Here is an 8,189-nt window from a genome sequence, read left to right as displayed (position 1 = left end):
TATTTATGAATGTCTGAATGATGCCCATCTGAAACATAAAAAAGAACTGGATTCCTTGCTGACTCTACGATTTCAGAAGTTTAATAAATCTCAGATTATGAACGTCTAAAGTATAATTGTTCCTGCAGTGGATTGGTGGGGGGGAGAGTAGCCGTTAGTTCTCTTCTTAAAGCTGTGGCATAACCCTGACTGATATTTGTACATACATCTGGGGTGATGTAGGGGTTGGGAGGACTGGAGTTCACATCTAAAGTCGAAGCTAAAAATTTGACATCCTCAAAATCTTCTTGAATCCAAAAGTTAGCTTGAGCCTGTCTTTCTGACCGAACTTTATATAAGGCAGTGAACGCCATTAACTGTAAGGTTCCTGTTAAGAAAGCGGTAATAGTAAAAATGGCAATCATCACTTCTAACATCGAGAAACCAGACTCGGATGATGACAGTTTTGACTGTATCCCCTTTCCTTTTAATTTCACTTTTTACCCCCCCCCGTTTTTCCTGAAAACTACTGGCTTTTCTTCGCTCTTAACTACAGATTACGCAAATGATCGGATATTTCTAACTTTAGTCAGGGAATTAATTCCCCGAAAACCCTATTTTTCAAGTGAGTCAGATTGTCTAAGTAGCTGATTATAATTAAATTGAAGATATATCCCCCCTTAATCCCCCCTTGATAAGGGGGGTGCTGATCCCCCCTTAATCCCCCCTTGATAAGGGGGGCATCCGCAAGTTTTTAAGATCTACCTACTTAAACTCTCATTCAGTCATCATTGTACACTAATCTAGTCTGTGTCTGTGGTTACAATCGGCGATCGAGATCGCACTTAACCAGTAATTTAGATACACTAACAGCTTATCCGCCTAAAATAGCAATGCCTACGCCGATTAATAGAATTAATCCGCCATAAATGACTTCTTGGGGGGGGATTTCACCAAAAATGAACACTCCTAACAGACTAGCGGCGATTGGCTCTAATAAAATTACCATGGTTACTATTGTCGGTGCTACCCATCGCAAAGCCCAGTTAAAGCTAGTATGACCGATTAATTGCGGAAAAATCGCCATCATTAACACATAAACATACACGGATAGGGGATAGCTTTCGTAATCTTGACCAAATAAAAAAACAGAAGGTAATAAGGCTAATCCTGCGGTAGTGTAGGCTACAGTTATATAATTCTTAATATTTAAGCCCTTTCTTTGTGCTTCCCGTCCGAGGAGAATATAACCACTGACGAGAATTGCCCCAATTAAAGCCAAGCTATTGCCCAATAAAGGGTTAGGATAAGAACTACTCACATCTCGATCGGCTAAAACAATCAATAATCCCCCCGTTAGAGCCACAAAAATGCCGATAAAGGTTAATTTAGTCGGTTTTTCTCGAAACCACCACCAACCCAACAGGGAAACCCAGAGGGGATTAGTGGTGACTAAAGTGGTAGAAGCGGCGATCGAGGTGTAGGATAGAGAAGTAATCCAAGTAGCAAAATGGAGAGCTAAACAAAATCCTGCCCCCACTGCGTAATAATAGGCTTGAATAGGGACTTTTTGGCGTGATAAGGTCAACCAGTTCGGAATTAGGACAACAGAAGCCAATATCAGACGAGAAGTCGCTAAAAATAAACTAAATGCGATCGTAGCATTACCTACCGCTTCGATCGCTAACCGGATAAAAATTGCCGATGCAGAAACCGACACCACACCGATAGTTAAAATAAAAATAATTTTGGCGTTAGAAGGAGGCAAAATAGGCTACGCTTACGCGATGATCAATGATGTTATTCACCAGTTATTTTAACCGTAGGCAGTAGCCGGTCGTCAGTAGCCGGTCGTCAGGAAATAGGAGATTATTTTATTTATTCTCCCCACACCCCACACCCCACACCCCACACCCTACACCCCATTCACTTGATTATGGAACTACCAGAATTAAATATAGAGATAATTTGGGCGATTATTAACGATGAAATTGACGACGAAACCGTTAATAAATTGGTTTGGCAAAGTTTAGGTTATCGCTACGATGAAAGTCAAGGAAAATGGGATAATAGTCAAGTAGAGGAAGATTGGCGACGGGAATATCCCGAACCCCCGGATTTTATTGCCAATCGTCCCCCAACAGTAAAATTAACTCGATCGATCTTGCCAGAAAATAAACAATTATTAAAAGATAAATTGGGGTTTACCGGTTATAAAATTGGCGAATTCAATCCCCGCATGACTCGCCGTGCCACCGCCGCTAATTGGTTGTGCTTTTATGGGTTAAAATAGATCAGGAAAGTTATTTTATCAAGCTTCTAGCATGGTTACTATCCCTGTCAAGTCCTCCTCTCATCCCCTAGCATCCTATATTGAGCGTCTCACTGCTGGGGAAGCATTGTTAAAAGATACTCCCCAGAATTTGATCGAGGTAGTGGGTATCCTGAAAAGTTACGGAGTGGTGTTAGATGCTTATTCCAAAAATTTAATTTATATTGCGGAAAATCAGTTTTTGGTTTTTTTCCCTTTCTTTAAATATTTTAATGGTCAAGTATCTTGGCAAAAATTACTACAACACTGGTGGCATAATCGCATTAATTTTGAGTATGCTGAATACTGTATGAAAGCCATGTTTTGGCATGGTGGGGGTGGTTTAGATAGTTATGTAGATGGTGCCGCTTTTCGGGAAGTGACAGCCAAAGTTATTCAAGCCAAATTTAGGAATAATCCTCTAGTTTTAATTTTAAATAAAGCCTTCCCTGAATTTTTGCCAGAACAAATGCGGATGATGGCCTACTATAGCGGTTTAGGTCAATTTTGGCGAATTATGGCCGATACTTTTTTAAGTTTATCCGATCTCTACGATGTCGGAAAAATTACCAATATTCCCGAAGTGGTGGCACACATTAAGAAAAATTTAGTTGATAATGCTAGTCAAGCAATTGTCTATCAGGTAAAAATCAAAGGACAAACCTATGATCTGATCCCCAAATCGGCAGGATTAACCTTTCTTGCAGATACGGCAATCCCCTACGTTGAGGCGGTTTTCTTTCGCGGAACACCTTTTCCCGGTACAATTTCCTATAATGCCCAAGCCTATCAAATTCCCTACGATCAAGGAATGTTTGCCTATGGTGCTTTGTATGCGGATCCTTTACCCATCGGAGGTGCAGGGATTCCTCCCACACTATTAATGCAGGATATGCGTCACTTTTTGCCAGATTATCTGCACGACATTTATAAAAAGAGTTTTCGTCAAGAGGAAGATTTATTAGTCCAGATCTGCGAAACTTTTCAAAAGTCGATGTTTTGTGTGACAACGGCAGCCATTCAAGGATTAGCACCTTACCCTTTAACTACCACAGATTTAAAAGAACAAAAAGCCAATCGCATCTATCTAGAAGCATGGATGAATCGCTTTGTCAAGTCAAGATTAGAAGCGGTAAATCAATAATTATTCTGCCGATAAATCGGTAATTTTTGCAGTCAACAAACCTCCCTTACATTTATGTCAGATATTAACGCCCAACTTCAGGATATTTTAGCTCAATTGCAATCTTTAACCGAACGGGTTGCCCTCATCGAAGCGCGGCAGATGTTAGTACCAGACATCGAGCGCTATGGTAAATTACAGCAATTACTAGCTGAGGGGAACTTTAGGGAGGCAGACGCAGAAACTCTCCGAGTTATCCTCGAAACTGCCGGCAGAACCCGCGATACTTTAACCCCAGAGGATATGATGCGGTTTCCCGTTAATGTGATTCGAGTACTCGATCGCCTTTGGAAAAATTATAGCGGCGATCATTTCGGTTTTAGCAATCAGGTGAAGTTATATTTTGCCGCCGGCGGTAGTATTAACACCCTGCGTACCCAAGACGCGGAAACGATTAGAAAATTTGGGGAATTGGTAGGATGGCGCGACAAAGATGAGTGGCGTATCGATGATTATGATCACTGGGATTTTAGTCTAGCAGCTCCTGAAGGCTGTTTTCCCGCTCTCTGGTGGAAGTCTCCCTACGGGTTAAAAATGGTGACTTTTTGCTTTACTCGCCTGATAGAGTGCGATTTATAGGCAATGAAAGGGATTATCGGCTATTTTCGGGCTTTATTATCCCCCCAATTTGCTCCCACCGGGATAAAAGTGGCTGTAGTAGTGGGGACAATTTTATTGACAATTAACCACGGTTATGCTATAATGAGCGGCCGTATGACAAGCGATCGCTGGCTGGCGGCATTACTGACTTATCTAGTTCCCTATCTGGTCAATGTTCATGGGCAGTATAGCAGTTATCTCATGAAACCTTAAATTTAGAATTGCTGGGGTGCATCTCATATTTGGGACTTTCTCTCACCTATTGGTGAGCAGTAGAAGTTATTAAAAGAGGGCGAATGCAATTCGCCCCTACAATAATATTAGGGACTTGCGTGGGAATAATATCCCAGCCAGAAAATCGCTCTGTAGAAGAATCAGACCAGCCCTAAATGGCCCATTATCAAAGTGCAAGTCTCTCATTAGAGATTTTCATCGATCACTGAGCCTAAAAATAGACATTTGGGTGCCGGTTTCTTGCGCCCCTACAGTAACGGATTTTGTCCACAATGTAGGGGCGAACTGCGTTCGCCCAAAAGGTACATTATCAAAGCGCAAGTCCCTTATTTACCCATCTGATTCTTCTTCCGTTTTCGAGTATTTTAAACTATAAAATGGCAGCGGTAAAACTCCCTTAGCTAGGATTTGATAAATGCGATCGCTCTCTTTTCAGTAAGGCACTAGCGAGAAAAATACCCAGTATTGCCAATACAGCCATAGCATAAAAAGCATAAGTGTAAGTACCGAACCAATCGCGAATTCTACCAGTTACTAAAGTTCCGATCAAAGCACCAACACCGTAGGCAGTAAAAACAATACCGTAATTTTGGGCGTAGTGGTCAGGATTAAAGAAGTGGAGAGTGGTAGCGGGAGCTAGGGCTAACCATCCCCCTAAACAGAACCAAAATAGACAAAAAGCCACTAGATAGCTAGTAACCGCCCCTTTTTCAGCCTTGACCATCAACAGACAACCAATCAAAATGAGTGTATAGGCCCCGATCGCTAGATAATGGGGTTTCCAGCGATCGCTTAACCAACCGAACAAAGGACGACTAATACCATTAAACAAGGCAAATAGCGCAACACTACTAGCGGCTAACCCCGGCTCGATCTGGATAATTTCCTCAGCCACAGGACTAGAAATACCGATAGCACTCAAGCCAATTAAAGCACCAATGGCATAGCAAAGCCATAAGCCATAAAATGAGCGACTTTTCAGCATATTCACTGGATAATTAGCCTGAAAGTCGGATTTTCGATTAGCTAAATTGGCGGGGGGTTGCCAGTCTTGAGGGGGTAACTTCATTGTGATCGCAATAATCACAATAATTATTGTAAAGATAATCCCCAAAAATCTTAAACTTGGTCTAACGCTATATTCATTGATTAATCGATTGGCTAAAGGTGCGGTAATCAGGGGAGAAAGGCCAAATCCGATGATAGTTAAACCCACCGCTAAACCTTTTTTGTCGGGAAACCAGCGTGCCACCACTGCCATGGGAACACCGTAAGCGATGCCGACTCCTGTGCCGGCAATGACTCCGTAGGTCAGAATAATTGTCTGGATCTGAGCGGCAAAACTAGCGAGAATATAGCCTAAACCGACGATAATTCCGCCGATAGCGGTCATCCTGCGAGTACCTACCCGGGGGATATAAAAACCGGCGATTGGCATAGAAGCGGCATAAAACACTAGGGCCACAGTGTAGGGTAGTAAGCTTTCCGTGGCGCTGAGATTTAACTCTGTTTCTAGGGGTTTTCTAAAGATACTCCAAGAGTACACCGTCCCTAAACAGAGTAAAACGCCCATTCCTAGAGGTATTAATAACCATCTACCTTTGGCTGCGGGTAATCCCAAAACTGTCAACTCGGAATCGTAATTACTGGTAGTCATAGATTGCCGTGACTCTTTCTAGACTTGCTGGCCAGTATTCTAGATGAGGTCATGGCTAATAGGGCCAATTTTCCAGAAAATTTTCCGATTAAAATGGGGGGTGAAATAATTCACCCCCTTAAAAGTCTCTCCCCATCTATAGCTGAGGGACTTCTGACGAACTTTAACTAAACTGCTGCGAAGTAAACTTTTGACTTCACAGGATCGGGAACCATGGTAGCATCCCCTTCTTGCCAACCGGCGGGACAAACTTCATCCGGATGGGATTGGACGTATTGAATCGCTTTTAGAGTGCGGAGGGTTTCATCGACACTGCGACCAAAGGAAAGATTATTAATAGTAGCGTGTTGGATAACACCTTCTTTATCGATGATAAACAGACCACGCAGGGATACCCCCGCATCAGGATCAAGAACATTGTAAGCGGTGCTGATTTCTTTTTTCAGATCCGACACCAAAGGATAGGCCACATCCCCCACACCGCCGGATTTTCTCTCGGTTTGAATCCATGCCAGGTGAGCAAATTCGCTATCGACGGACACCCCTAAAATCTCGGTGTTGATGCTGGCAAATTCGCTAACTCGATCGCTGAAAGCGGTAATTTCCGTGGGGCAAACAAAGGTAAAATCGAGGGGATAGAAGAATAAAACGACGTATTTACCCCGATAATCCGACAATTTGATGGTTTTGAACTCTTGATCGAAAACGGCGGTCGCGGTGAAATCCGGCGCCGCTTGTCCGACTCTTAAGCAACCTTCGGCGGTCATACTTTTAATCTCCTTAATCTAGTTTCTGGGAAAATGCAACTATTTTTACATTCCTTAACAACTATATCATAGTCATAACGATTTTGAGTAATTGGCCGTTAGTTGGGGATTGGGGTGGAAAGTGGGGAAGTGGGGAGACCAGTTCGTGTGTGTTGCGGGGGAGAATAAATAAAAGCTGTGTACTGGAAACAACACACCATGCTGATCAAGGATTTATGCGATCGCCTGACGAAGTGATAATAGGTAACACATCATTGGAGCGGACAGATGTGATATTTTGGGTTAGAATTGACCATTAGAGACGATTTGCTGCCGATCAATTCAGCCGTTAGCTTGCAGTAACGAACCTATGAAAATTGAGGATTTTGGCAATGTTCAGTTATCTTAAAGGATTTTTAGTTAGCCATGCTTCGAAGCTAATTCTATCTTTGTTGGTCGGAGTACCAGTGATCACAACTGTGAGTATCATTATATCCAATCAAATCGCCAAAAAAGAACCTATAGATTTGCAACCCGAAGAAGTAGTACGCAGACTACAAGAAGATTATCCGGGTTGGCAAGATAAACTCTTTGCTTGTCCTTGTACTGAAGACGAGATTATTCAACAAAGGATTATTAACGCAAAATCCTATCCATTAACACCAGCAGGACTGGGCTAGCTTGCACATGAAGAGGTTGTGGGTAATCATCCGGGAGCTAAAGGTTTTTATCGCTCTGTTGCCCCTGAGGAATATCGACCGGAAGGAAGGAACGATTTATACCCATTAAGGCCAGGTCAGCAATGTACTTACGATGAGAATGGTAGATTAATCACCCATGGACCAGCAGCCGGAACACCCGATGCCTATGGTTCCAATGCGACGGATTCCTATTTCTTTACGTCTATAGGTAAAGGTAAGATAAGTGGATTGCACAGAACATGGGATGTGGACACTTACAAAAAGTTGGGATGGCGAGAGTATCACAAAATTTGGAAGCCGAACAACGGTAATAGCTGCCTATTCAATCCTTCGCCAGAAAATGTACGCTCATTAGACAAACAAATTGCCCAAGCTGAGTTTGGAATTCCTAGGTTATTAAGCGAAGGAGTTTTAGTTACTAATATTAGACTTTTTAGAGAAGATATTAAAGATCTCCTAGATGGCTCTCCAAGACCATTATATGAAGTTATATACGAATCAGGAAGTAAAGATAATGTAAAGAGAAAGTGGAGGAGATGGGTTCAATGTTCCAAGAATAATCCTTGGATAGCTTATTCTCTTAATGATTACGATAACTTAAAAGAATCGCAAAATTCTCTTATAATGATTCTCAATCTTTCTCCTGGCAACTTCCCTAGCTAGGGTTTGCTGAATAAATCTAAAAACCTTACAGGAAAGGGCTTTTAGCTTGATTGAGAGCTTCCCAAATGCACTTAAATCTGCTAGAATCTCTTAAAACCCTTGCATCACCCTTGCA

9 protein-coding genes and 2 pseudogenes are annotated in these 8,189 nt (G+C 42.2%); 7 read left to right on the top strand and 4 right to left on the bottom strand.

The genetic code is table 11. The features are described 5' to 3' along the window. Positions 1–109 (top strand): annotated as a pseudogene (locus EWV60_RS03690) (IS630 family transposase); the annotation flags it as partial. Here the strand turns inward: EWV60_RS03690 and EWV60_RS03685 are convergent. Then, positions 99–416, bottom strand: a pseudogene (locus tag EWV60_RS03685) (type IV pilus modification PilV family protein); the annotation flags it as partial. The pseudogenes EWV60_RS03690 and EWV60_RS03685 sit on opposite strands and share 11 nt — an antisense overlap. 437 nt (positions 417–853) lie before the next feature. After that, on the bottom strand, positions 854–1,747 hold the full coding sequence (locus EWV60_RS03680; protein ID WP_287231039.1) for a DMT family transporter: 894 nt from the start codon (positions 1,745–1,747) through the stop codon (positions 854–856). 168 nt (positions 1,748–1,915) lie between these two features. Here EWV60_RS03680 and EWV60_RS03675 point away from each other — a divergent pair, with 168 nt between their 5' ends. From EWV60_RS03675 to nrtS, 4 genes are read left to right on the top strand one after another with little or no spacing between them, the layout of a single operon-like run. Continuing rightward, the gene (locus EWV60_RS03675) at positions 1,916–2,272 is read left to right on the top strand and encodes a DUF1823 family protein (protein WP_002752462.1); all 357 of its coding nucleotides are present in this window, start codon (positions 1,916–1,918) and stop codon (positions 2,270–2,272) included. 31 nt (positions 2,273–2,303) lie between these two features. Beyond that, positions 2,304–3,434, top strand: coding sequence for a CO2 hydration protein (locus EWV60_RS03670; protein ID WP_016517069.1), 1,131 nt, complete (start codon positions 2,304–2,306; stop codon positions 3,432–3,434). Between the two features lie 54 nt (positions 3,435–3,488). Continuing rightward, positions 3,489–4,052, top strand: a complete 564-nt coding sequence (locus tag EWV60_RS03665) for a GUN4 domain-containing protein (RefSeq protein ID WP_002736466.1) — start codon at positions 3,489–3,491, stop codon at positions 4,050–4,052. A gap of 3 nt (positions 4,053–4,055) precedes the next feature. Further along, complete coding sequence (gene nrtS / locus EWV60_RS03660) at positions 4,056–4,286, top strand: nitrate/nitrite transporter NrtS (protein ID WP_287231034.1); 231 nt, start codon at positions 4,056–4,058, stop codon at positions 4,284–4,286. 418 nt (positions 4,287–4,704) lie between these two features. Here nrtS and EWV60_RS03655 read toward each other — a convergent pair whose 3' ends face one another. Both EWV60_RS03655 and EWV60_RS03650 read right to left on the bottom strand, forming a co-directional pair. Continuing rightward, entirely contained in the window at positions 4,705–5,964 is a 1,260-nt protein-coding gene (locus EWV60_RS03655) for an L-lactate MFS transporter (RefSeq protein WP_012266430.1), read from the bottom strand. A gap of 167 nt (positions 5,965–6,131) precedes the next feature. Then, positions 6,132–6,731 (bottom strand): peroxiredoxin, encoded by a 600-nt coding sequence (locus EWV60_RS03650; protein WP_002735961.1) that lies wholly within the window; start codon positions 6,729–6,731, stop codon positions 6,132–6,134. A 458-nt stretch (positions 6,732–7,189) separates the two neighbouring features. On the opposite strand from EWV60_RS03650, the gene EWV60_RS03645 reads away from it, so the two are divergent. Continuing rightward, positions 7,190–7,390, top strand: a complete 201-nt coding sequence (locus tag EWV60_RS03645; RefSeq protein WP_287231030.1) for a hypothetical protein — start codon at positions 7,190–7,192, stop codon at positions 7,388–7,390. Positions 7,391–7,408: 18 nt separating this feature from the next. Continuing rightward, complete coding sequence (locus EWV60_RS03640) at positions 7,409–8,074, top strand: hypothetical protein (RefSeq protein WP_287231028.1); 666 nt, start codon at positions 7,409–7,411, stop codon at positions 8,072–8,074. Positions 8,075–8,189 lie beyond the last annotated feature (115 nt).

This window comes from Microcystis sp. Msp_OC_L_20101000_S702 (assembly GCF_007095705.1).
Classification (GTDB): Bacteria; Cyanobacteriota; Cyanobacteriia; order Cyanobacteriales; family Microcystaceae; genus Microcystis; species Microcystis ichthyoblabe_A.
This window is presented reverse-complemented; position numbering and strand designations above follow the sequence as displayed.